Source organism: Streptomyces sp. NPDC039430 (genome assembly GCF_055639435.1).
This window is the reverse complement of sequence record NZ_JBVKAK010000028.1, coordinates 1-22,886: the sequence shown is the minus strand read 5'-3', so window position 1 is coordinate 22,886 and position 22,886 is coordinate 1. Positions and strand designations below refer to the sequence as shown.

The 22,886-nt window shown below is 72.1% G+C and carries 18 protein-coding genes; 10 read left to right on the top strand and 8 right to left on the bottom strand.

The features are described from left to right. The first annotated feature begins 68 nt into the window (after positions 1 to 68). The gene (locus ACZ7LS_RS36135; protein WP_385136261.1) at positions 69 to 866 is read left to right on the top strand and encodes a TrmH family RNA methyltransferase; all 798 of its coding nucleotides are present in this window, start codon (positions 69 to 71) and stop codon (positions 864 to 866) included. Between the two features lie 85 nt (positions 867 to 951). On the opposite strand, the gene paaN is transcribed toward ACZ7LS_RS36135, so the two are convergent. After that, a complete protein-coding gene (gene paaN, locus ACZ7LS_RS36130) occupies positions 952 to 2,685 on the bottom strand; it encodes a phenylacetic acid degradation protein PaaN (protein ID WP_385136259.1) in 1,734 nt (577 codons plus the stop codon). Positions 2,686 to 2,901: 216 nt separating this feature from the next. Here paaN and ACZ7LS_RS36125 point away from each other — a divergent pair, with 216 nt between their 5' ends. Together ACZ7LS_RS36125 and ACZ7LS_RS36120 are read left to right on the top strand one after the other, a co-directional pair. Next, positions 2,902 to 4,425 (top strand): 3-hydroxyacyl-CoA dehydrogenase, encoded by a 1,524-nt coding sequence (locus tag ACZ7LS_RS36125; RefSeq protein ID WP_385136257.1) that lies wholly within the window; start codon positions 2,902 to 2,904, stop codon positions 4,423 to 4,425. Further along, entirely contained in the window at positions 4,422 to 5,042 is a 621-nt protein-coding gene (locus ACZ7LS_RS36120; RefSeq protein ID WP_385136254.1) for a TetR/AcrR family transcriptional regulator, read from the top strand. Before ACZ7LS_RS36125 ends, ACZ7LS_RS36120 begins: the two co-directional genes overlap by 4 nt. Before the next feature lie 134 nt (positions 5,043 to 5,176). On the opposite strand, the gene ACZ7LS_RS36115 is transcribed toward ACZ7LS_RS36120, so the two are convergent. Beyond that, entirely contained in the window at positions 5,177 to 5,752 is a 576-nt protein-coding gene (locus ACZ7LS_RS36115; RefSeq protein WP_382525184.1) for an Lrp/AsnC family transcriptional regulator, read from the bottom strand. A 152-nt stretch (positions 5,753 to 5,904) separates the two neighbouring features. Here ACZ7LS_RS36115 and pdhA point away from each other — a divergent pair, with 152 nt between their 5' ends. The 7 genes from pdhA (at position 5,905) to ACZ7LS_RS36080 (ending at position 14,280) form a co-directional block, all read left to right on the top strand. Beyond that, the gene (gene pdhA, locus ACZ7LS_RS36110) at positions 5,905 to 7,131 is read left to right on the top strand and encodes a pyruvate dehydrogenase (acetyl-transferring) E1 component subunit alpha (protein WP_385136250.1); all 1,227 of its coding nucleotides are present in this window, start codon (positions 5,905 to 5,907) and stop codon (positions 7,129 to 7,131) included. Continuing rightward, on the top strand, positions 7,128 to 8,132 hold the full coding sequence (locus ACZ7LS_RS36105; protein ID WP_385136247.1) for an alpha-ketoacid dehydrogenase subunit beta: 1,005 nt from the start codon (positions 7,128 to 7,130) through the stop codon (positions 8,130 to 8,132). The genes pdhA and ACZ7LS_RS36105 overlap by 4 nt, the downstream gene beginning before the upstream one ends. Further along, positions 8,132 to 9,607 carry a dihydrolipoamide acetyltransferase family protein gene (locus ACZ7LS_RS36100; protein WP_385136244.1) on the top strand — a complete coding sequence of 492 codons (1,476 nt, stop codon included), beginning with the start codon at positions 8,132 to 8,134 and terminating at the stop codon, positions 9,605 to 9,607. Before ACZ7LS_RS36105 ends, ACZ7LS_RS36100 begins: the two co-directional genes overlap by 1 nt. A gap of 82 nt (positions 9,608 to 9,689) precedes the next feature. After that, entirely contained in the window at positions 9,690 to 10,565 is an 876-nt protein-coding gene (locus tag ACZ7LS_RS36095; protein ID WP_382525177.1) for an NTP transferase domain-containing protein, read from the top strand. Next, positions 10,562 to 12,169 (top strand): molybdopterin molybdotransferase MoeA, encoded by a 1,608-nt coding sequence (locus ACZ7LS_RS36090; protein ID WP_385136241.1) that lies wholly within the window; start codon positions 10,562 to 10,564, stop codon positions 12,167 to 12,169. The genes ACZ7LS_RS36095 and ACZ7LS_RS36090 overlap by 4 nt, the downstream gene beginning before the upstream one ends. A gap of 20 nt (positions 12,170 to 12,189) precedes the next feature. Further along, positions 12,190 to 13,245 (top strand): potassium channel family protein, encoded by a 1,056-nt coding sequence (locus ACZ7LS_RS36085; RefSeq protein WP_382525173.1) that lies wholly within the window; start codon positions 12,190 to 12,192, stop codon positions 13,243 to 13,245. Positions 13,246 to 13,290: 45 nt separating this feature from the next. After that, the gene (locus ACZ7LS_RS36080) at positions 13,291 to 14,280 is read left to right on the top strand and encodes an NAD(P)H-quinone oxidoreductase (protein ID WP_382673898.1); all 990 of its coding nucleotides are present in this window, start codon (positions 13,291 to 13,293) and stop codon (positions 14,278 to 14,280) included. A gap of 172 nt (positions 14,281 to 14,452) precedes the next feature. On the opposite strand, the gene ACZ7LS_RS36075 is transcribed toward ACZ7LS_RS36080, so the two are convergent. The 6 genes from ACZ7LS_RS36075 to ACZ7LS_RS36050 form a co-directional block, all read right to left on the bottom strand. Beyond that, on the bottom strand, positions 14,453 to 14,995 hold the full coding sequence (locus ACZ7LS_RS36075; RefSeq protein ID WP_382525098.1) for a bacterial proteasome activator family protein: 543 nt from the start codon (positions 14,993 to 14,995) through the stop codon (positions 14,453 to 14,455). A gap of 156 nt (positions 14,996 to 15,151) precedes the next feature. After that, complete coding sequence (locus tag ACZ7LS_RS36070) at positions 15,152 to 18,004, bottom strand: FtsX-like permease family protein (protein WP_385136238.1); 2,853 nt, start codon at positions 18,002 to 18,004, stop codon at positions 15,152 to 15,154. Further along, on the bottom strand, positions 18,001 to 18,834 hold the full coding sequence (locus tag ACZ7LS_RS36065; RefSeq protein ID WP_385136235.1) for an ABC transporter ATP-binding protein: 834 nt from the start codon (positions 18,832 to 18,834) through the stop codon (positions 18,001 to 18,003). Before ACZ7LS_RS36065 ends, ACZ7LS_RS36070 begins: the two co-directional genes overlap by 4 nt. 169 nt (positions 18,835 to 19,003) lie before the next feature. Next, positions 19,004 to 19,699, bottom strand: coding sequence for a PadR family transcriptional regulator (locus ACZ7LS_RS36060; RefSeq protein ID WP_385136232.1), 696 nt, complete (start codon positions 19,697 to 19,699; stop codon positions 19,004 to 19,006). Between the two features lie 98 nt (positions 19,700 to 19,797). Beyond that, positions 19,798 to 20,412, bottom strand: a complete 615-nt coding sequence (locus tag ACZ7LS_RS36055; protein ID WP_385341695.1) for a flagellar biosynthesis protein FlhF — start codon at positions 20,410 to 20,412, stop codon at positions 19,798 to 19,800. 312 nt (positions 20,413 to 20,724) lie between these two features. Then, positions 20,725 to 22,416 carry a protein kinase domain-containing protein gene (locus ACZ7LS_RS36050; RefSeq protein ID WP_382673887.1) on the bottom strand — a complete coding sequence of 564 codons (1,692 nt, stop codon included), beginning with the start codon at positions 22,414 to 22,416 and terminating at the stop codon, positions 20,725 to 20,727. Positions 22,417 to 22,886 lie beyond the last annotated feature (470 nt).

Below are 22,886 nucleotides of genomic sequence, written 5' to 3'. Positions count from 1 at the left end.
TCGCGGCCCGCGGCCGGGCGAGGGCCGCGAACTGCCTGGTCACCGTGGGCACGCCGTACCCTGAGGCGATGAACGACGCTGATGCCGCCCGCGCCGTACGGCAGTGGCGCGAGGCCGGCCCCGACCTGGTGGTGCTCGACGGCTTCCACGCGCTGAAACACGCGCTCCGGTTCGGGGCGGACGTACGGTCGGCCGTCACGAGCGACAAGGACGCGGCCCTCGCCCTGGCCGCGGAACTCGCCGACGACCTGACGGACGTGATCAAGGAATCCGTCGTCGAGGTACCGGTCCACGTCCTGCGGGAACTCGTGCCGCGTGTCCACGCCACGCAGATCGCGGCCCTCGCGGTCAGGCGCGGTCGCCGGAGCAACCTGGACGCTCTGTCGGCACTACCCCGTCCGGCACCCGTCGTCGTCCTGGACAACCCGCGCAATCTGGGCAACGTCGGCGCCGTGGTGCGGCTCGCCGCAGGGTTCGGGGCGACCGGTGTGATCACGACCGGCGACCTGGACCCCTGGCACGCGAACGCCGTGCGCTCCGGCGCCGGGCTCCACTTCGCCACCGCCGTCGAGCGGCTCTCTCCCGACGACTTTCCGCCGGGACCGCTGTACGCGCTGGACCCGGAGGGCGACGACATCCGGTCCGTGACGCTTCCCGATGACGCGTTGCTCGCCTTCGGCTCCGAGCGGCACGGGCTCTCGGCGGATGTCCGGAGCCGGGCCACCACACTGCTGTCACTCCCGATGCGACCGCAGGTGTCCAGCTACAACCTCGCCACCAGCGTGGCCATGACGTTGTTCCACTGGGGCGGTCCGGCCGCGGTTCCCGAAGAGGCCGCGGCCCCCGAAGCGGCCACGTCCCCGTAGGGGAGTCGGTGCCGCCCGCCCCCTGACCGGCGGGCGGCATCCGTTTTCCCGGGCGCGCGGGAACGCCTCAGGCGTCCAGCGCGCCTCAGGCCTGGCGGCGTACCTCCACCACCCGGAAGCGGTTCGCGACGAACGCCGCGTCACACAGCGCCGCGTTCGCCGCCGGGTTCCCGCCGGAGCCGTGGAAGTCGGAGAAGGCCGCCGTCTGGTTCACATAGACCCCTCCTGTGAGGTTCAGCGAGAGCTGTGCGGACTCCTCCAGGCAGACGTCCTCGATCGCGCGCTCCGTCTCGCTCGACGTCGTGTACGCGCCGACCGTCATCGCGCCCTTGTCGCGCACCGTGCGCCGGAGCAGTTCCAGCGCGTCCTCCGTCGAGTCCACGGCGACCGCGAACGACACCGGACCGAAGCACTCCGCGAGATACGGCAGCTCCGCGTCCGTGGCGCCGCCGCCCTCGGCCGCGCCCTCCCACGCCTTCTCCCAGGACTTGCGGGCGCCGTCCGCCTTCACGATCGCGGGCGTACGGACCACCGCGTCCGGGAAGTCCGGGTTGGTGATCTCGCGCGAGGCGAGCGCGACATCGCCGAGCCCGCCCGCCGCGTCGAGACGGGCCTTCACCTCCGGGTTGACCAGCGCGCCCAGGAGAGCGTTGGCGCGGGCGTCGTCGCCCAGCAGCCCGCTCACCGAGGCCGCGAGATCGGCCACCACTTCGTCGTACGACTTCTCGCCCGCGTCCGTCGCGATGCCGTCCCGGGGGATCAGCAGATTCTGCGGGGTGGTGCACATCTGGCCGCTGTACAGCGAGAGCGAGAACGCGAGGTTGGAGAGCATCCCCTTGTAGTCGTCGGTGGAGTCGATCACGACGGTGTTGACGCCGGCCTTCTCCGTGTACACCTGCGCCTGACGGGCGTGCGTCTCCAGCCAGTCCCCGAAGGCGGTGGAGCCGGTGTAGTCGATGATCCGGATCTCGGGGCGTACGGCCAGGGTCTTGGCGATGCCCTCGCCGGGCCGCTCCACGGCCAGGGCGGTCAGATTCGGGTCGAACCCCGCCTCGGCGAGCACCTCACGGGCCACCCGGACCGTCAGCGCGAGCGGCAGGACCGCCCGCGGATGCGGCTTGACGAGCACCGGATTGCCGGTGGCCAGGGAGGCGAACAGACCCGGGTAGCCGTTCCACGTCGGGAACGTGTTGCAGCCGACCAGCAGCGCGATCCCGCGCCCCGCCGCCGTGAAGGTCTTCCGCAGCTCAAGAGGGTCGCGCTTGCCCTGCGGCTTGGACCAGCCGGCCTCGGCCGGCGTACGGATCTGCTCCTGGTACGCGTACGCCACGGCTTCCAGACCGCGGTCCTGGGCATGCGGGCCGCCCGCCTGGAACGCCATCATGAACGCCTGCCCGCTGGTGTGCATGACCGCGTGCGCGAACTCGTGCGTACGGGCGCTGATCCTGGCCAGGATCTCCAGACAGACCAGGGCGCGCGTCTCGGGCCCGGCCTCGCGCCACGCGCCCATCCCGGCGCGCATGGCGGGCAGCAGGACGTCCAGGTCCGCGTGCGGATACTCGACCTCCAGCGCCGGTCCGTAGGGCGAGATCTCGCCACCGGTCCAGCCGTCCGTCCCCGGCTGGTCCAGCTCGAAGCGGGTCCCGCGCAGCGCCTGGAAGGCGGCGAGCCCGTCCGCCGGGGCGGTCTCCCCGTACCCCTTGGGGTGCTCGGGGTGCGGGGACCAGTAGGCGCGGGTGCTGATCGCGTCGAGAGCCCGGTCGAGCGTGGGCCGGTGCTTGTCGGAGAGCTGCTGGGGACTGAGCTGGGCGGCGGCCATGACGGACCCACTCCTCGGTCGGGCTGAGCATCAGGGACACGGACAGGGACATGAACTGACGGACAGAGTTAGAGTAACCGAACGATCGGTCGGGACAAGGGTGTCCGGCGAACCTGTGCACAACTCGCCCGTACTCGTCCGTGACTCGCCTGTGGACGACCCGTCTGTGGATAACTGGCTCACTCGATGGCTCACTCATACGGGAGGATTGCGTCCATGACAGCAATCGAGTCCGGCCGCGTCGTCGCGGTCGTCGGCACCGGCACGATGGGGCAGGGCATAGCCCAGGTGGCGCTGGTCGCGGGCCACCCCGTACGGCTCTACGACGCGGTGCCCGGCCGCGCGGAGCAGGCCGCCACCACCCTCGCGGGGCGACTCGACCGGCTGGTCGAGAAGGGCCGTCTCGACGCCGTGACGCGCGACGCCGCGCGCGCCCGGCTGCACCCGGCCCAGAACCTCGCCGAGCTGGCGGACGCCGCGCTCGTCGTCGAAGCCGTCCTGGAGGAACTCGCCGTCAAGCGGGACCTGTTCGCGGCGCTGGAGGACATCGTCGCCGACGACTGCCTGCTCGCCACGAACACCTCCTCCCTCTCCGTCACGGCCGTCGCGGGCGCGCTGCGCCACCCCGGCCGCTTCATGGGACTGCACTTCTTCAACCCCGCTCCTCTCCTGCCGCTCGTGGAGGTCGTCAGCGGCTTCGCGACCGACGAGAAGGCCGCCGAGCGCGCCCACGCGACGGCGCTGGCCTGGGGAAAGAAGCCGGTGCGCTGCGCCGACACCCCGGGCTTCATCGTCAACCGCGTCGCCCGCCCCTTCTACGCGGAGGCGCTGCGCGTCTACGAGGAGCGGGCCGCGGACCCCGCCACCATCGACGCGGTCCTGCGGGAGTGCGGCGGCTTCCGGATGGGCCCCTTCGAGCTGACGGATCTGATCGGCCAGGACGTCAACGAGGCCGTCACCCGGTCGGTCTGGGAGTCCTTCTTCCAGGACCCGAAGTTCACGCCGTCGCTCGCACAGCGCCGGCTGGTGGAGTCGGGGCGGCTGGGGCGCAAGTCGGGCCGGGGGTGGTACGCGTACGGCGAGGACCCCACGCCGCAGGCCGCCGCGCACACGGCGGGGCCGGAGAAGGCGCCCGCGTCCGTCGTCGTGCGGGGCGAGCTGCTCGCGGCGGACGCGCTGCCCGGCCTGATCGAGGAGGCCCGGATCGGCGTCACCCGTATGGAGGATGCCGTCCCCGGCTACCCCGGCTGGATCGAACTGTCCGACGGCACGCGTCTCTTCCTGGCGGACGGCTCGGCCGCCGACGACGCGGGGATGCCCGTCATCCACTTCGATCTGGCGCTGGACTACCGGGAGGCGACCCGGATCGCCCTCGCACCCGCGGCCCGGGTGCCGGAGGCGGCCCTGAAGGAGGCCGTCGGCCTCTTCCAGGCGCTGGGCAAGGACGTCAGCGTGATCGGCGACATCCCGGGCCTGATCGTGGCCCGTACGGTCGCCATGCTGGTGGACTTCGCCCTCGACGCGGCGGCGCGCCGGGTGGCGGCCCCGGAGGACATCGACCTCGCGATGCGACTCGGCGTCAACTACCCGCGCGGCCCGCTCGACTGGGGCGACCGGCTCGGCGCGCGATGGGCGCTCGACACGCTGGAGGCGCTGCACGAGGAGTACCCCACGGGCCGCTACGCCCCCTCCCAGGCCCTGCGCCGTCTGGCCGCCGCGCAGGAGGACGACGCGTCATGACCACCGCGAAGCGCGACACCTATACGCCCGAGACCCTGCTGGCCGTCGCCGTCCGCGTCTTCAACGAGCGCGGGTACGACGGCACCTCCATGGAGCATCTCTCCAAGGCGGCCGGGATCTCCAAGTCCTCGATATACCACCACGTCGTGGGCAAGGAGGAGTTGCTCCGCCGGGCGGTCAGCCGCGCCCTGGACGGCCTCTTCGGGATCCTCGAAGAGGAGGCGGCGACGCACGGACGGGCCATCGGCCGGGTGGAGTACGTGACCCGCCGTACGGTCGAGGTGCTGATCGCGGAGCTGCCGTATGTGACGCTGCTGCTGCGGGTCAGGGGCAACACCCAGACCGAGCGCTGGGCCATGGAGCGGCGCCGTGAGTTCGACCAGCGGGTCGCCGATCTGCTGAAGGCCGCCGCCGCGGACGGCGATCTGCGCGCCGACATGGACATCAGGCTGGCGACCCGGCTGCTCTTCGGCATGGTCAACTCGCTGGTGGAGTGGTACCGGCCGCACGCGCCCGGCGGCTATGACCGCGACCAGGTCGCGGACGCGGTCGTACGGCTTGCCTTCGACGGGCTGCGCACCGAGCCGCAGCGGGGCGGCCCTCAGCAGGGCTCGTAGCGGCCGCCTCCTGAACCCGGCGACGGCCTCCTCCTTGAAGAGGGGGCCGTTGACGCTGTTGACGTTGCCAGGGAGCCGTCCAGGGAGGGGCCCGTTTCCACGGAGAGGGCCCGTTTCCAGGGAGGGGCCCGGTTCTAGGGAGGAGGCCCGTTCAGGTCCGTCTCCTCGAACACCAGCAGCGTGCGCGTCGACAGCACTTCGGGGATGGACTGGAGCCTGGTCAGGACCAGCTCCCGCAGGGAGCGGTTGTCCGGGGCGTGCACCAGCAGCAGTACGTCGAAGTCACCGCTGACCAGCGCGATATGGGTGGCCCCCGGCAGCTCCTGGAGCTGTTCGCGCACGGTGCGCCAGGAGTTCTGCACGATCTTCAGGGTGATGTACGCGGACGCGCCCTGGCCCGCGCGTTCATGGTTGACGCTGGCGCTGAACCCGCGGATCACACCGTCGTCGATCAGCCGGTTGATCCGGGCGTACGCGTTGGCGCGCGAGACATGGACGCGCTCGGCCACCGACCGTATCGAGGCGCGGCCGTCCGCTCGCAGGATGCGCAGAATGTCCTGGTCGATGGCGTCCAGCGGGCGCGCCGGAAGCAGGGGCTCCGTACCGCCGCCGCCTCTTTCGGTGCCGGGCCTGACCCCCACCCCGTCGATCTCGTGGTCCGTGCCGTCGGCCATTTGTTCAGCTCTCCTGTCTCCTCGCCTCCGCGCCATGGACGGCCTGCGTCCATCCCAAGCTGTGGAGAACCGTTTGTCCACAGGCTGGAGCCGCGTGTAGCCAAAATGCCCTGTCGACCGAACAATCGGTAGGTGAGGCGTGCCACATCTTGGCACCCGTTCGCCCACTCCCACGAGGAGGTGCACGCGTGAAGAAGAGCAGTACGTCGGTCCAGGAACTGCCCGGTGCCACGGGCCATCTGCCGCACCCGCCCCCGGCGTGGCGGCCGCGTACCGACCCCGCGCCGCTGCTGCCCGACCCCGAGCCGTACCGCGTGCTGGGTACGGACGCCGCGGCCGGGGCCGACCCCGCCCTGCTGCTGCGGCTCTACACCGAGCTGGTCCGCGGACGCAGGTACAACACGCAGGCCACGGCCCTGACCAAGCAGGGCAGGCTCGCCGTCTATCCGTCGAGCACCGGCCAGGAGGCCTGCCAGATCGCCGCCGCGCTGGTCCTGCGGCAGCAGGACTGGCTCTTCCCCAGCTACCGCGACACGCTCGCGGCCGTGGCGCGCGGGCTCGACCCCGTACAGGCGCTGACGCTGCTGCGCGGCGACTGGCACACCGGCTACGACCCGCACGAGCACCGGATCGCCCCGCTGTCCACGCCACTGGCCACTCAGCTGCCGCACGCCGTCGGCCTGGCGCACGCGGCCCGGCTCAAGGGGGACGACGTGGTCGCGCTCGCCCTCGTGGGCGACGGCGGCACCAGCGAGGGAGACTTCCACGAGGCGCTGAACTTCGCGGCCGTGTGGCAGGTCCCGGTCGTCTTCCTCGTCCAGAACAACGGCTTCGCGATCTCCGTGCCGCTCGCCAAGCAGAGCGCGGCGCCCTCCCTGGCCCACAAGGCCGTCGGGTACGGCATGCCGGGCCGGCTGGTCGACGGCAACGACGCGGTCGCGGTGCACACGGTCCTCGGCGAGGCCCTGGCACGCGCCGGGCGCGGCGGGGGACCGACGCTGGTCGAGGCCGTGACGTACCGCATCGACGCCCATACGAACGCCGACGACGCCACGCGCTACCGGGCGGGCGACGAGGTCGAGATCTGGCGCGCGCACGACCCGGTCCTCCTGCTGGAACGCGAGCTGACCGCGCGCGGGGTGCTCGACGAGGACGGCATCAGGAAGGCCGCGGACGCCGCCGAGACGATGGCCGCGCGGCTGCGCGACCGGATGAACGCCGAGCCGGTGCTCGACCCCATGGACCTCTTCGCGCATGTCTACGCGGAGCAGACCGTCCAGCTGCGTGAGCAGGCGGCCCAGCTCCGTGCCGAGCTGGACGCCTCGGCCGGGGAGGACGCCGGGGAAGGCCCGGAAGAAGGCTACGGAGAAGGACACGGCGAAGGACGCGCGGAAGGGCCCGGTGAGGTGCGATGACCACCGTCACGGTGAAGCCCGCCACCATGGCGCAGGCCCTGCGGCGCGCGTTGCGCGACGCGATGGCCGAGGACCCCTCCGTCCATGTCCTCGGTGAAGACGTCGGCACGCTGGGCGGGGTCTTCCGGATCACCGACGGGCTCGCGGCCGAGTTCGGCGACGACCGCTGTACGGACACCCCGCTCGCCGAGGCCGGCATTCTGGGCGCGGCCGTCGGGATGGCGATGTACGGGCTGCGGCCCGTCGTGGAGATGCAGTTCGACGCCTTCGCCTATCCGTCGTTCGAGCAACTGATCAGCCATGTGGCGAAGATGCGCAACCGCACGCGGGGCGCGATGCCGCTGCCGATCACCGTGCGGGTGCCGTACGGCGGCGGGATCGGCGGGGTCGAGCACCACAGCGACTCCTCGGAGGCGTACTACATGGCGACGCCCGGCCTCCATGTCGTCATGCCCGCGACGGTCGACGACGCGTACGGGCTGCTGCGCGCCGCGATCGCCTCCGACGATCCGGTGATCTTCCTGGAGCCGAAGCGGCTCTACTGGTCGAAGGCCTCGTGGTCGCCGGACGAGCCGGCCGAGGTCGCCCCGATCGGGCGGGCCGCCGTCCGGCGCCGGGGCAGCAGCGCCACGCTGATCACCTACGGTCCTTCCGTGCCGGTCTGTCTGGAGGCGGCGGAGGCGGCCCGCGCCGAGGGCTGGGACCTGGAGGTCGTCGATCTGCGCTCGCTGGTGCCGTTCGACGACGAGACGGTCGCGGCGTCCGTACGGCGCACGGGGCGCGCGGTCGTCGTCCACGAGTCCACCGGATTCGGCGGACCGGGCGGCGAGATCGCCGCGCGGGTCACCGAACGCTGCTTCCACTATCTGGAGGCGCCGGTGCTGCGCGTGGCCGGATTCGACATTCCCTATCCGCCGCCCATGCTGGAGAGGCACCATCTTCCGGGAGTGGACCGGGTGCTGGACGCGGTCGCGCGACTCCAGTGGGAGACGGAGAGCTGATGGCCCAGGTGCTGGAATTCAAACTGCCGGACCTCGGGGAAGGGCTGACCGAGGCGGAGATCGTCCGCTGGCTGGTGTCGGTGGGGGATGTCGTCGCCGTCGACCAGCCGGTGGTCGAGGTCGAGACGGCCAAGGCGATGGTCGAAGTGCCGTGCCCCTACGGGGGTGTGGTGACGGCGCGCTATGGCGAGGAGGGCACGGAGCTGCCCGTCGGGGCGCCGCTGCTGACGGTGGCGGTGGGAGCGTCGGAAGGGTCCGACGCGTCGGCCCCGGCCCAGGCACCGACAGCGACTCCCGCTCCGACAGCGACGAAGGCGGCTGTCACCCCACAGGCCGCCGCGCCTGCCCGCGCGTCGGCTTCGGCCTCGGCCTCGGCCTCGGCCTCCGACGAGGCGTCGGGCAATGTGCTGGTCGGGTACGGCACGGGCGCGCCGGCGGCGCGCAGGCGCCGGGTCCGCCGGGCGCCGTTGACCGCGTCCCACGTCGCCACCGCCCTCGTTCGTGAACCGGTGAACGGTGGGGCCGGGCCGGTCCCGGTCGTCTCCCCGCTGGTACGCAGGCTGGCCCGCGAGCACGGTGTCGATCTGCGGGAGCTGACGGGCTCCGGGCGGGACGGCCTGATCCTGCGGTGCGATGTCGAGCGGGCGATCCACCAGGGCGCCACACAGGCACCGCCCGCCGTCGGCGCCCCGGCTCCCGCGACGGCCCCGACCCCGCTCCCGGCCTCAGCTCCCGCCCAGGCTCCGGCGTCGGCTCCGGTGGCGGCCTCCCCGTCCGCGCGGCCCGGCGTCACCAGGGTGCCCCTGCGGGGCGTACGCGGCGCGGTCGCGGACAAGCTCACCCGCAGCCGTCACGAGATCCCGGACGCGACCTGCTGGGTCGACGCGGACGCCACGGAACTGCTTGCCGCGCGTACGGCGATGAACGCGGCCGGAGGGGCCAAGATCGCGCTGATCGCGCTGTTCGCCCGGATCTGCACGGCGGCGCTCGCCCGCCACCCCGAGCTGAACTCCACCGTGGACTCGGCCGCCCGGGAGATCGTGCGCCTGCCGGAGGTGCATCTCGGCTTCGCCGCGCAGACCGACCGCGGCCTGGTCGTCCCCGTCGTACGGGACGCGCACGCTCGCTCGGCGGAGTCGCTGAGCGCCGAGTTCGCGCGGCTGACGGAGGCGGGCAGGTCGGGCACGCTCACACCTGGCGAGCTGACCGGCGGGACGTTCACCCTCAACAACTACGGGGTGTTCGGGGTCGACGGCTCGACGCCGATCATCAACCACCCCGAGGCGGCGATGCTCGGGATCGGCCGGATCGTGCCCAAGCCGTGGGTGCACGAGGGCGAGCTGGCCGTGCGTCAGGTCGTCCAGCTGTCGCTCACCTTCGACCACCGCGTCTGCGACGGCGGCACGGCGGGCGGCTTCCTGCGCTACGTGGCGGACTGCGTCGAACAGCCGGCGGTGCTGCTGCGCACACTGTAGGGAAACGCCGCGCGGAGCCGCTCGCCCGGAAACAGGCCACCGCGGATGCTTCGGCCGGGCGGTCGCGGCCCATACTTCAGCCATGACCGCGTATGACGCCATCGTGCTCGCCGGAGGTGCCGCCAAGAGGCTTGGCGGCGCCGACAAGCCAGGGGTACGCGTCGGGGGCCGATCGCTGCTCGACAGGGTGCTGGCAGCCTGCGAAGGGGCCGCCCGCACCGTGGTCGTGGGCAGCAGGCGGCCCACGGTACGGCCGGTGCGCTGGGCGCGCGAGGATCCGCCGGGCGGCGGGCCGGTCGCCGCGCTCGACGCGGGGGTGCGGTGTGCCGAGGCGGACACCGTGCTCGTGCTGTCCGCGGACCTGCCGTTCCTGGGGGAGCCGACGGTGCGCCGCCTGATCGAGACGCTGGGCAGCACGGGCCGGGAGGGGGCCCTGCTCACCGACGCCGACGGCCGTGACCAGCCGTTGGTCGCCGCGTACCGCGCCGAACCGCTCCGCCGTGAACTGGCCCTTCTCGCCACCGAGTACGGCAGGCTGCCCGGCCTGCCGCTCCGTCTGCTGGTGCAGGAACTCGACCTCGCCCGCGTCGACGCCGATCCGCTCGCCTCCTTCGACTGCGACACCTGGGAAGACATCTCCACAGCGCGGGCCAGGATCAGAGAGCATGGGACCGTGCTGGACGAATGGATCACCGCAGTCAAGGACGAACTCGGCATCGAGCTGGATGTCGACACCCATGCGCTTCTCGACCTCGCCCGTGACGCCGCGCACGGCGTCGCCAGGCCCGCCGCGCCGCTGACGACCTTCCTGGTCGGTTACGCGGCGGCCAAGGCGGGCGGAGACGGTCCCGAAGCGGTCGCCGAAGCCGCCCGCAAGGCCGCGGCGCTCGCCGTGCGCTGGGCGGACGAGACGGAGGGCACCGACGGACCTGGCGCCAAGGGGGCCGACGCCGGATGACGGCCCAGGACCGCGAGGCCGACGGGTTCGACGACGCCCTGGCCCTCGTCGGCAGAGAGCCACCGCGCGCGGGCCATGCGCCGGACCTGGTCGCAGCTCCGGCCCACAACCCGCGGCACAGCCAGGACCATGGCCCAAGCCAGGGTCCGGGCCAGGACCGGGACCTGACCCCTGGCGCCGCACCGGGCCACCGCACGGCACCGGGCCACGGCGCGACGCACGACCACGGCGCGACGCACGACCGGGGCGCCGCGTCCGCCGCGACCGCTCGGCACCGCGCCGAGCCGTGGGACGCCGCCCGCGCGCTCGCGGCCCGCGCGGCGGGCTCGGCCCCGGCCGCCCGCACCGCCTCCGTACCCCTCGACCGGGCGCTGGGCCGGGCACTCGCCGAGCCGCTCACCGCACTCACCGATCTGCCGTCCTTCGACACCTCCGCCATGGACGGCTGGGCGGTCTCGGGGCCGGGTCCCTGGTCCGTACGGCCCGTCAGGGGCTCCTCGCGCGAGGGAGCGACGGCCGACGCCCCCGGAACGCGGACGGCCGACGCCGCTCATGGCCAGGGCGCCGACACGCCTACCGTCCAGGGCACCGACGGCCCGCAGCGCTCCGACGACCTCGGCATCCTGGCCGGTCATGGGGAGGTGGCTCCGCTCCCGGACGGCACGGCCGTACGGATCGCCACCGGCGCCCGTATCCCGGCCGACACGACCGCGGTGATCCGCAGCGAGCACGCCCGTACGGACAGCCGGGGCCATCTCCACGCCGACCGCGACGTGATCCCCGGGCAGGACATCAGGCCGCGCGGCCAGGAGTGCCGGGCCGGCGACCGGCTGCTGCCCGCCGGTTCACTGGTGACCCCCGCCGTTCTGGGGCTCGCGGCGGCGGCCGGCTATGACGAACTGCTCACCTTCCCGCGCCCGCGCGTGGAGGTGCTGGTCCTCGGCGACGAACTGCTCACCACCGGGCTGCCCCACGACGGGCTGATCCGTGACGCGCTCGGCCCCATGCTCGCGCCCTGGCTCCGTACGCTCGGCGCCGATGTCATCGCCACCCGCCGGATCCGCGACGACGCCGAGGCACTGCGCCGCGCGGTCACCCGGTCCACGGCGGATCTCGTCCTCACCACGGGAGGTACGGCCGGCGGCCCGGTCGACCATGTCCACCCGGTGCTCGACAGGACGGGCGCCGAGCTGCTGGTCGACGGGGTCGCCGTACGCCCCGGGCATCCCATGCTGCTGGCCCGGTTGTCCTCGGGGCGGCATCTGGTCGGGCTGCCGGGCAACCCGCTCGCCGCGGTCTCCGGGCTGCTGACGCTCGCCGAGCCCCTGCTGCGCACGCTCGCGGGGCGGGCGCCCCGTCCTCCGTACCGCGCACCGCTGCGGGACGCGGTGCAGGGCCACCCGCATGACACCCGGCTGGTGCCGTTCGTGCACCATGACGAGGGGCTCGTACCGCTGCACTTCAACGGTCCCGCCATGCTGCGCGGTATCGCCGCGGCAGATGGACTCGCGGTCGTGCCGCCGGGCGGCGCGCGGCCAGGTGACGAACTCGAAGTTCTCGACCTGCCGTGGGCGGCAGCGGTCGATGGAGGGTGTTTCACGTGAAACTTCCCGGCCATGATGCGATGGCCAGGCATGCCGACGAACATCTCGTCGCGGCGCGGGTCAAACTTCCGCGCCGTACCGCCGTACAGCCCCTGCGTCAGGTCACCAGGCGGCTGTTGATGGCGCTGTTCGTTCTCGCTCTGACGGTCTTCCTCGTCTATATCGACCGAACGGGCTACCACGACAACGCGGATGACTCGGTCGACTTCCTCGATGCCGTCTACTACGCGACCGTCACGCTCTCGACGACGGGGTACGGCGACATCGTCCCGTACAGCGACGGCGCGCGGCTGGTCAATGTGCTGCTGGTGACCCCGTTGCGGGTGCTTTTCCTGATCATCCTGGTCGGTACCACTCTCGAAGTGCTCACGGAGCGCACCCGGGAGGAGTGGCGGCTGAACCGCTGGAGGTCCAACTTGCGTGACCACACCGTCATCGTCGGCTTCGGCACCAAGGGGCGTTCGGCGATGCAGACCCTCTGTGCCACGGGGCTCAAGAAGGAACAGATCGTCATCGTCGATCCGTCCAACAAGGTCATCGACGCGGCCAACGCGGAAGGTTTCGTGGGCGTGGTCGGCGACGCGACCCGGAGCGATGTGCTGATCCGTGCCGAATTGCAGCGGGCGCGTCAGATAGTCATCGCCACCCAGCGCGACGATACGGCCGTGCTGGTGGCGCTGACCGCACGTCAGCTCAACCGCGCCGCGAAGATCGTCGCCGCCGTGCGCGAGGAGGAGAACGCACCGCTCCTGCGCCAGTCCGGGGCCGACGCCGTCATCACCAGCGCCAGCGCGGCCGGCCGGCTGCTGGGGCTGTCCGTGCTCAGCCCGAGCGCGGGCACGGTGATGGAGGATCTGATCCAGCAGGGCAGCGGCCTCGACATCATCGAACGGCCCGTCATAAAGGCCGAGGTGGGCCGGAATGTACGGGAGACGGACGACCTCGTGGTGAGCGTCCTGCGCGGCCACCGGCTGATGGGGTACGACGACCCCGCCGCCAGCCCGCTCCAGCTGACCGACCGTCTGATCACCATCGTCCGGGCGCAGAGCCCGTCGGGACCCGACCACACGAACTGACCGTATCGGAGGCCGCTTCGCACCCGCCGGAGTAGCCTCGCGGCCATGCATGCGATCACGATTCCGGAACCCGGTGGCCCCGAGGCGCTTGTATGGGCCGAAGTGCCCGATCCCGTACCCGGCGAGGGCGAGGTGCTCGTCGAGGTGGCGGCGAGCGCCGTCAACCGCGCGGACCTGCTGCAACGACAGGGCTTCTACGATCCCCCGGCCGGCTCCGCCCCGTACCCCGGTCTGGAGTGCGCGGGCACGATCTCCGCACTCGGCCCGGGGGTCTCGGGGTGGGCCGTCGGCGACGAGGTGTGCGCGCTGCTGGCGGGCGGGGGGTACGCCGAGAAGGCCGCCGTCCCGGCCGGGCAGCTGCTTCCCGTACCGAGCGGCCTGGACCTGGCCTCGGCCGCGGCGCTCCCCGAGGTCACCTGCACGGTCTGGTCGAACGTCTTCATGGTGTCGCATCTGCGGCCGGGCGAGACGGTGCTCCTGCACGGCGGGGGAAGCGGGATCGGCACGATGGCGATCCAGCTGGCCAAGGCGGTGGGCGCGCGCGTCGCGGTCACGGCGGGCGGCCCCGAGAAGCTGGCACGCTGCGCCGAGCTGGGCGCGGACATCCTGATCGACTACCGCGAGCAGGACTTCGTGGAGGAGATCCGCAAGGCCACGGACGGCGCGGGCGCGGATGTCATTCTCGACATCGTCGGCGCGAAGTATCTGGAACGGAATGTACGGGCCCTGGCCGTGAACGGCCGACTGGCGGTGATCGGTCTCCAGGGCGGAGTGAAGGCCGAACTCAATCTGGGCGCCCTGCTCGGCAAGCGCGGGGCCATCACGGCGACCTCGCTGCGCCACCGGCCGCTGGCCGAGAAGGCGGCGATCGTCGCGGCCGTACGGGAGCATGTCTGGCCGCTGATCGCCGACGGCCGGGTCCGCCCGATCGTGGACCGCAAGCTGCCCATGGCGGAGGCGGCCGAGGCGCACCGCGCCCTGGAGGCGAGCACGCACGTCGGCAAGATCCTGCTGCTCACGTCCACGAGCGCCTGAACCACGCTCACCGGCCGACGGAGCCCCTCCCGGGTGCCTGTGACACAGACGCCCGATACGTCGGCCTCTGATACGTCCGCGGCCCGGCACACCACTCGGTGTGCCGGGCCGCGCTGGACAGAGCCAGCCGCGCCGGACAGAGGCGTCGGAGCGATCCGGAGATCCAGGGGAGCTACAGGTACGGGCCCGAGCCGATCGTGCCGTGACCCTGCTCCCCGTCGTCCTCCTGCATCGAACCCGGCGGCAGCGCGCGGCGCATCTGCTCCAGCTGGGCCCTCGCCGCCATCTGCTGTGCGAACAGCGCCGTCTGGATCCCGTGGAAGAGACCCTCCAGCCAGCCCACCAACTGGGCCTGCGCGATCCGCAGTTCCGCCTCGGACGGAATGGCCTCGTCCGTGAAGGGGAGCGAGAGCCTCTCCAGCTCCTCGACGAGTTCGGGGGCGAGCCCGTCCTCCAGCTCCTTCACGGAGCCCGCGTGGATCTCCTTGAGCCGTACCCGGCTCGCCTCGTCCAGAGGAGCCGCCCGCACCTCCTCCAGAAGCTGTTTGATCATGCTGCCGATGCGCATGACCTTCGCGGGCTGCTCGACCATCTCCGTCACCGGGATCTCGCGCGCGCCGTCGTCGGTTCCACCGCCGCCGAGCGCCATCCCGTCCTGTCCCACCACGAGGACGTGGGGGCTCTCCTGCGACCGTTCGTTCCTCGGCATCTCCATGCGGCCCATTGTCTCGCACATGTGCGTCACCACACGGGTGCCCCCGTACGAAGGCGGATGACCTTCGTACGGGGGCACGGTTTCCCGGTGATCCCATGGGCGGACCCGTGGGACAGGGGCGGACCCGTGGGGTCAGGGGCGGGCCCGGGACAGGGGCTACGTCGCGGCCCGGCGGCCGAGCACCCGGTGCGAGCGGGTGACCAGCGCCGCCAGGATCGCGGCGCCCAGCGGCACGGCCACCAGCAGTGCGGCCAGCGTCTCCCAGGGGATCATGATCGGCACGTTCGGAATGGAGGGGTTGCCGAGCCCCTCGTCGAGCGCCTTGTTGTACCAGTCCAGCTCGCTGCGCCGCTCGGTCAGCCGCAGCCCGATCGCCGGGAGCACCCCGGCCGCCGAGCCGAGCAGCACACCCATCACGGCCACCACCCCGCACTGGAACCCGCTGAGCGTCCGGCGGACGCGCGCCGGGGCACCGACCGCGGCGAGTGTCTTGAGGTCGGCCTCGGCATCGGCCTGGGCGAGACCGGTGGCGATCCCGGCGGCGCCGATGGTGACCAGCCCCGCGAAGACGGTCAGCGCGAGCAGCACGATGCTGTTCTCGCTCTCGTACCCGCCCTCGATGTGGAGATTGACATCGCTGCCGGTCTTGTCGAGCTCGCTGTCCAGCTTCTGCTTCTGGGCGCTGCTCGGCATGGCGCCGGTCGAGTAGTACGCACCGAGCGGGACGGTGCTGAGACCCGCCTTCTCCGCCGTGCCGGGGGTCATGATCATCGTGATGCCGTACACCTCGGGCGCGTCCCCGACCTGGTGGGCGGCGAACGTCTTGACGGCGCCCGGTATTTCCTCGCCCTTCTCCCTGGCCGCGTCGGCCGCGTCCGTGTCGGTGACCAGCCGGATGCCGATCTTGCCGTTCGTGTCGATGTTGCGCTTGTCGAAGGAGACGATCCGCCCGTCCGCAAGCGCCTTCTCGGCGCCCGCGTTCTCGATCCCCAGGACCTTCAGCAGCTTGTCGTCACCGATCAGCACACCGCCGTTGACGAAGCTGTAGACCTCGCTTTCCTTGCAGCGCCAGTCCTTGACGAGCTTGCGCCGCTCGGCCTTGCTGTACTTGTCCGCAGGGTCCCCGTCACCGCTGCCCGTCGCCCACAGCGGGCACTGGTTGGCCTCCGGTACGACCACCTCGTACTGCCCACAGCCGTCCTCGCCGGCCCACATCGAGCAACCGGGCCTCCCGACCGAGATCCGGTCCACATCGGCCCGGATCTCGGTGGGCAGATTCTTCTGGACGGCCGTACGCACGGCCGGGACATCCCGGCCGCCGCCCTCGTCGAGCATCACGGAGACCGCGCCGTGGGGCAGCTCCGGCGTATACGCGGCCCGGCTCTGGGCATCACTGCTCGCCTGGTACGTCGAGACCGCCACCGTGCCCGCGACCGCGGCCAGCACCGCGGCCACGGCGGGGGCCGTGCGCCCCCGGTTGCGTACGGCGTCACGCAGCGCCAGCCGCGGTGAGAGCGGCATCCAGCGGCCGATCCGGCCGAACAGACCCACCAGGGCCGGTGTCAGCGCGACCACACCCAGCTCGGCGAGGGCACTGCCGCCCGCGACGACCGCGAACTGGTCGGTCATCGTCGACCCGTACAGCGCGATCGCGGCACCGAGCGCGAACGCGATCAGCCCGAGGACCGGCAGCACCCTGCTGCTCCCGCGCACCCCGCGGCGGCCGGTGAGCGAGGCCAGCACGGTCTGACGGGACGCGGTGACGGCTGGGACGATCGCCGCCAGCAGACCGGTGAGCACGGCCAGCGCCGCGATACCGAGCAGTTCCAGCGGACGGAACTCAAGACCGCCGAAGCGCTCGCCGAGGTAGTCCTCCAGCACGGGCCGCAGGGCGATGGTGAGGGCGATACCGAGGACCGTACCGACGACGGCCGCGACGACACCGATCACCAGACCGCCACCGAGCACGATGGCCCGGATATGGCGCCGGTCGCCGCCGTTGGCCCCGACCAGGCCGAGCTGACGGCGCGAGCGCCGGGCGCCGACCGCGAAGGCGGGCCCCGCCAGCAGACAGATCTCCAGCATCGCGAGACCGACGATGGTCCCGATCGCGGCCATCTCGAAGGTCTTGGACGCCGTGCTCTGCTCGTATGTACCCCAGCCCTCCTGCTGGTACAGGGGGACGTCCGAGTCGGCGGGCGGGTTCAGCTGTACGGCGCGTGAGGTGACCGTGACGCCCTTGGCATTGGCCTCCCGCACCATGTTCCACGTGAAACCGCCCGAGACGCTCACCAGCTGCGTGGTGGTCGGGGACGTGCCGGGCAGATCGTCGGCCTTCAGCGCCTTGTCGAGCGGAGCCAGGAACGCGCCGGGAAGGGCAGTGACCTGGTCGGCCTTGAGGGAGCTGGGGAGTTCGTACGCGCCGACGATCCGGTAGTCGGCGTCGAGCCCCCTGGCGGTCAGCTTCGAGCCCACGCGAAGCCCGCTGGTCTCCAGGAAGTGCGCGGTCGCGGCGACCTCGCCGCCCTTCTCGGGGAAGCGCCCGTCGAGGAGACGCATGATGCCCCGGGCCATCGGGTCCGACGCCTTGATCTCCCGGATCTCGGTGTGCAGCAGCCCGTGCGTGGTACGGAGCTTGCCGGACCCGAGCGTGTCCTCCAGGACGGTGGAGCCCGCCGGAATGGCCTTCCCGATGTCCGCGGGACCGTCGGGCCACGGCTTGTTCTCGAAGTCGCCCACCGGCGTGTACTGCTCGCCCGTCGGGTTCTGCAGGAGGGGCTCACCGGCCAGCGAGGGGTCGGAGATCCGCGCGTCGGCCCGGCCGAGGTCGCGGTTCAGACGCTCCGTCGTGGAGAGGTCCGAGCTGCGCAGGGTCAGGTCGGCGGCGCTCACGCCGAGGATGGGCAGCGCGATCATGGCGAGGACGAGGAAGCTGCGTCCCTTGAAGCGCCAGGCGTCGCGGCGGGCTATCCGTACCGCGGCGCGCCAGGAGTGGAACCAGTTCTTCACAGCTCGGCCGCCTGGCCCGTCAGCAGCGAGTCCGCCTGGCTGCGCAGCGTCTGGTCGACGACCGCGCCGTCCCGCAGGAAGACCACGCGGTCGGCCCAGGCCGCGAAGCGCGGCTCGTGGGTGACCAGGATGCCGGCCGCGCCCGCGTCGCAGCGCGTGCGCAGCAGCGCGAGCACGGACTCGCCGGTCTCGGAGTCCAGGGCGCCGGTCGGCTCGTCCGCGAGGACCAGACGCCGGTCACCGACGAGGGCGCGGGCGATCGCCACGCGCTGCTGCTGGCCACCGGACATCTCGTCGGGGAACCGGTCGGCGAGGGCCTCCAGGCCCATCTCCTGGAGCGCGGCCAGGGCCTCGACGCGGCCCTTGCGCGCGGAAACGCCGTCCAGCTCGCGGGGCAGCGCGATGTTCTCCGCAGCGGTGAGCGCGGGGATCAGGTTGTAGTCCTGGAAGACGTAGCCGATGCTGCGACGGCGCAGGGCCGCGAGCTGCTTGCGGTCGACGGTGGTGATGTCGGTGTCCTCGACGATCACGCGGCCGGAGGTGGGGGTGTCGAGGCCGCCCGCGATGGTGAGCAGCGTGGACTTGCCGGAGCCCGACGGGCCCATGACGGCGACGAGTTCGCCGGGGAACACATCGAGGTTGATACCGCGCAGCGCGTGCACCTCGGTGGCGCCGCTGCCGTGGACGCGGGTCAGCTCCTGGAGCTGGAGGACCGGCCGCTTCGACGAGCGCTGCGGCGCCAGATGCCCCGGCGCCTGATGCTGCGGTGACGTCGACTGTGACGGCTGTGACGACTGTGACTGATGTGGCTGATGGGATTTGCGAGCCATGAGGGGTCCCCCCTTTGGGCGTACGCGCACGTACGAGCGGTTCGGTGTGACGAGTGGGATGGCGCCCGGGGCGGGCAGTGCGGTCGGCCCCAGGCGGCTCCGCGGGCTCCGGCCGGGCGGTTCGGGTGGCGGCCGGAGCCGCGGTGTGGTGTCCGCGGCCGCGGCGCGGTCAGTCGGCCGTGGAGCCGGCGGACGGCGCGGAGGAGGCGGGCGCCACCACGGATGCGGATGCGGGCGCGGAAGCGGGTGTGGCCCGGGGGACGGCCCCGGGCGTGGACCCGGCGGCCGGATCGCCCGGAGGCGTCTCCGGCTGCGTGCCGCCGCGCCCCGGCACCATCGCGAGCCGGATCAGCCGGACTTCGCAGTGGTCGAGCCAGCGGGCCTCCGCCTCGGTCTGGAAGATGAGCTGCTCCAGGACGAGGAGCCAGGCCACCTCGTCCCGGTCGGTCGGAACGGCTTCCAGAGCCTGCGCTTTCAGCCGCGTGTAGTCCTGCATCGCCTGGATGGTGTGGTGCCGCTGCGACTGGATGACCTCCCGGATGTCGACCCCCGGAGCCCCGACCGCCATGGCGAGCTTGATCGCCAGTTCGTCGCGTGGCGGGCTGGCGCGGTCGACGGGCGTACGGAACCAGGACCGCAGCTCCGCGCGGCCGGTCTCCGTGATCACGTAGAGCGCGTGCCCCGCCTCGTCCGCGCCCTCCTGCGTGACCATGCCGTCGCGCTCCAGCCGGCTCAGGGTCGTATAGACCTGGCCGACGTTGAGCGGCCAGGTGGAACCGGTGCGCGACTCGAACTCCGTACGGAGCTGAGAGCCGTAGCGCGGACCCGCTTCGAGGAGGGCGAGAAGCCCGTGGCGAATGGACATACTCAGTATGTATACCGAGTAAGTCGCGGCCCGCAAGCGACCTGAGGCGGACGTGATAAGTACGCCATAAGGAGGACCCTCAGGGAGACGGGGGAGTTTCAGCGCCGTCGGAGCCGCAGTCCAAGGAAGCCGAGCCCCAGGCCGAGCAGGGTGATTCCGGCGCCCAGGGTCAGTACCGGAACCGGCCGGGGGGCCGATCTGTCGAGGGCCGTCGCGTCCGGCCTGCGGGCGGCGCTGGACGGCGCGGCCGCGGATGCCGTCGGCTCGCCCGTACCCACCCGCTCCTCCGGCGGCCTCCAGGCCTCCCCCGGCTCGTCGGCCGCGCTCCACTCGTCCGCCGCCTCCTCGTCCGTACGCGCGGGGGCGGAGTCGGACGGTTTCGCGGACGCGGAGGGGGACGGCGGCGTACGGGACGGGCGGGGCGGCTTCGCCGGGGAGGACGGCCGGCCGGGCCGTACGGGAGCCGCGCTCTCCGCACTCGCGCTCGGGCCCGCGTCCTCGGGCGACGCGTCCCCGGAATCCGGCTCCTGCGGTCTGCCCGGCCGCGTCTTCCCCTCCCCGGCGAGACGCCCGGCCAGCGAGGAGACCGCGGGCTCGGGCACCGCTGAGGTGCGTGGCGGGGGTGGTGCGGACTCCTCGGCGTACGCGGCGGGTGCGGTCAGCAAGAGGGATGCGACCGCGATCGCGCAAGAGGTGCGGAACCTTGGAGTCACCGATCCAGCGTCACATGGGGCGACAAGTCCGGCATCCCGGACGTTCCGTATGCGAGGGAGCGAGGTGAGGGGTACGCGAGGCGGGGGGTGCGTGGCGGCACGTGGCCGACCGCCGGTCTGTCCGTCGTGAGTACTACGCGCCGATGGGCAGTACGACGGAAGTGCGACAGAGAGTTGGGACAGAGAGAACAGAGAGAGCGGCGGCAGCCGGGCCCCGCGCCGACCGCGCCGAGCCGACCGCGCCGAGCCAAGCCGAGCCGGGCCGACCGGACCGATCGGTCCGCGCCGATCGGTCCGGTCGGCCCGGAGCGACTACTCCGGGTCCCCCGTGGAGATCGTCAGCTCGAACTCCTGCTCCTTCGGCAGCACGGCGGCGCCCGGCCGCGGGTACTGGCCGATCACGATGTCCTCGGCCTGCGTGCCGTCGTTCTGCTTCTTCGGCTCCGACCAGGTCCACCCCGCCGCGCGGAGGCAGTCCTTGACCGAGAGGAGGTCCTTGTAGCGCAGATCCGGAACGGTCACCTTGGACGGGTCGAGACCGTCCTCCGAGGCCTCCGAGCACTTCGTCGCGTCGATGGTCCGGTTCCGCTCCGGGTCCCGGTGGCCCGCGGCCGGTGCGGCGGAGTCGCTGACGCCCGGATCCGCGTTCGTGTAGTCGTCCGAGCCGTTGTTCATCGAGAGCGCCGTGATCAGCCCGGCGATCGCGAGGGCCGCGACCGCGATCGAGCCCACGATGACCGGCACGTTCCGTCGGCCGCCCGGCCGGCCGCCTCCGCCGTGCCCGCCGTGCCCGCCGCCGTGCGTGCCATGGCCGGAACCGGCCGTCGTCTGGGGCTGGGGCGAGAGCGTGTACGGCTGCGGAACCGGCGACGGGGCCTGGTACGCCGGTGGCGGCGTCTGCGGATAGCCGTACCCGGGCCCGGCGCCGGGCCCGGGTGTGTGCGCCGGCGCGGGCGTCTGCATCTGGGGCGGCACCCCGTAAGGACCCGGCTGGTACGGCGTCTGCAGGCCCTGCGCGCTCGGCGGCGGCTGCGTCGACTGGTCCAGCGGCGGGAAGACCGCGGAGCCCACACCCGCACCGCTGTTCCGCGGTATGCCCTGCACGATCACCGGCGCGCCCGCCTGCCCGCCGGGCAGCACCCGCGCGCATTCGTCGCGCATCGCCTCGGCGCTCGGGAAGCGCTCGTTCGGGTTCTTCTTCAGCGCCCGGCCGACCAGCGCGTCGATCGCGGGGGTGATCGAACGGTTGATGCTGGACGGAGCGACCGGCTCCTCCTGCACATGCGCGTACGCGATCGCCAGCGGCGAGTCCGCGTCGAACGGCAGCCTGCCCGTCAGCAGTTGGAAGAGCATGATGCCGACCGAGTAGAGGTCGGAGCGCGCGTCGACACCGCGCCCGAGCGCCTGCTCGGGCGACAGGTACTGGGGCGTACCGACGACCATGCCGGTCTGTGTCATCGACGTCACACCCGACTGCATGGCGCGCGCGATACCGAAGTCCATGACCTTGACGATGCCGCGCTTGGTCATCATCACGTTGCCGGGCTTGATGTCCCGGTGGACCAGCCCCATCTCGTGGCTGGTCTCCAGCGCGGCCAGCACATCGGCCGTCACCTTCAGCGCCTTGTCGGCCGGCATCGCGCCGTACTGGGCGATGTCCGCCTGGAGCACGGAGCCGAGCGGCTGCCCCTCGACGTACTCCATGACGATGTACGGCATCAGCGCGCCGTCCAGCTCGTCCTCGCCCGTGTCGAAGACGGAGACGATGTTGGTGTGCGACAGCTTGGCGACGGCCTGGGCCTCGCGGCGGAAGCGCTCGCGGAAGGACTGCTCGCGCCCCAGCTCCGTATGGAGTGTCTTGATCGCGACCTGGCGGTCGAGCGCCGCGTCGTACGCCAGGTATACGGACGCCATCCCGCCTTCGCCGAGCAGGTCGCGGAGCTGGTACCGGCCGCCCGCGACCGAACCGCCCGCATAGCGGCCCTGTGCGCCGTCCTGGCTCATGACTGTGCTTCCCCCTCGGCGCGCTGACGGGGTGCCGCCACGCGGCTGCCACGCGATGCCCCGTTGTCCAAGATCCGCGATGAAGATCCGCGATGAAGATCCGCAATCACGCGAATACGCGCCAAGTCTGCCCGAGGGCAGTGACACGTCAAGCCGGGTGCCCGTTCCGTGACCGTACGCACAACAAGCGTCTCGGAAGCGTTACAGGAAACGCATGGAATTTGCATGGGTACCGCGTGAGCGGGTTTCATGACCGGTCCATCCTGGACCGGCGTGTCACACGGAGGCTGTAGCGTGATGTGGCATAGCCACCCCTGAGACATCCCCTGAGACACATCCCCTGAGACACACAGACATACCGCGGAGCGCTTCGCGCGCGCGTGCGCTTCCGTGGACAGAAACGACGGCGAGGACTGATGGCACCCGAACCCGAAGCAGGCGGCGGAGTGTCGGATGCGGCGGACTCCTGG

What these genes read in the sequence shown, in the direction of transcription:
- ACZ7LS_RS36135 (WP_385136261.1), top strand. Translation starts at nt 69, where the DNA reads ATGAACGACGCTGATGCCGCCCGCGCCGTACGGCAGTGGCGCGAGGCC.
- paaN (WP_385136259.1), bottom strand. Translation starts at nt 2,685, where the DNA reads ATGGCCGCCGCCCAGCTCAGTCCCCAGCAGCTCTCCGACAAGCACCGG.
- ACZ7LS_RS36125 (WP_385136257.1), top strand. Translation starts at nt 2,902, where the DNA reads ATGACAGCAATCGAGTCCGGCCGCGTCGTCGCGGTCGTCGGCACCGGC.
- ACZ7LS_RS36120 (WP_385136254.1), top strand. Translation starts at nt 4,422, where the DNA reads ATGACCACCGCGAAGCGCGACACCTATACGCCCGAGACCCTGCTGGCC.
- ACZ7LS_RS36115 (WP_382525184.1), bottom strand. Translation starts at nt 5,752, where the DNA reads ATGGCGCGGAGGCGAGGAGACAGGAGAGCTGAACAAATGGCCGACGGC.
- ACZ7LS_RS36105 (WP_385136247.1), top strand. Translation starts at nt 7,128, where the DNA reads ATGACCACCGTCACGGTGAAGCCCGCCACCATGGCGCAGGCCCTGCGG.
- ACZ7LS_RS36100 (WP_385136244.1), top strand. Translation starts at nt 8,132, where the DNA reads ATGGCCCAGGTGCTGGAATTCAAACTGCCGGACCTCGGGGAAGGGCTG.
- ACZ7LS_RS36095 (WP_382525177.1), top strand. Translation starts at nt 9,690, where the DNA reads ATGACCGCGTATGACGCCATCGTGCTCGCCGGAGGTGCCGCCAAGAGG.
- ACZ7LS_RS36090 (WP_385136241.1), top strand. Translation starts at nt 10,562, where the DNA reads ATGACGGCCCAGGACCGCGAGGCCGACGGGTTCGACGACGCCCTGGCC.
- ACZ7LS_RS36085 (WP_382525173.1), top strand. Translation starts at nt 12,190, where the DNA reads ATGGCCAGGCATGCCGACGAACATCTCGTCGCGGCGCGGGTCAAACTT.
- ACZ7LS_RS36080 (WP_382673898.1), top strand. Translation starts at nt 13,291, where the DNA reads ATGCATGCGATCACGATTCCGGAACCCGGTGGCCCCGAGGCGCTTGTA.
- ACZ7LS_RS36075 (WP_382525098.1), bottom strand. Translation starts at nt 14,995, where the DNA reads ATGGAGATGCCGAGGAACGAACGGTCGCAGGAGAGCCCCCACGTCCTC.
- ACZ7LS_RS36065 (WP_385136235.1), bottom strand. Translation starts at nt 18,834, where the DNA reads ATGGCTCGCAAATCCCATCAGCCACATCAGTCACAGTCGTCACAGCCG.
- ACZ7LS_RS36060 (WP_385136232.1), bottom strand. Translation starts at nt 19,699, where the DNA reads ATGTCCATTCGCCACGGGCTTCTCGCCCTCCTCGAAGCGGGTCCGCGC.
- ACZ7LS_RS36050 (WP_382673887.1), bottom strand. Translation starts at nt 22,416, where the DNA reads ATGAGCCAGGACGGCGCACAGGGCCGCTATGCGGGCGGTTCGGTCGCG.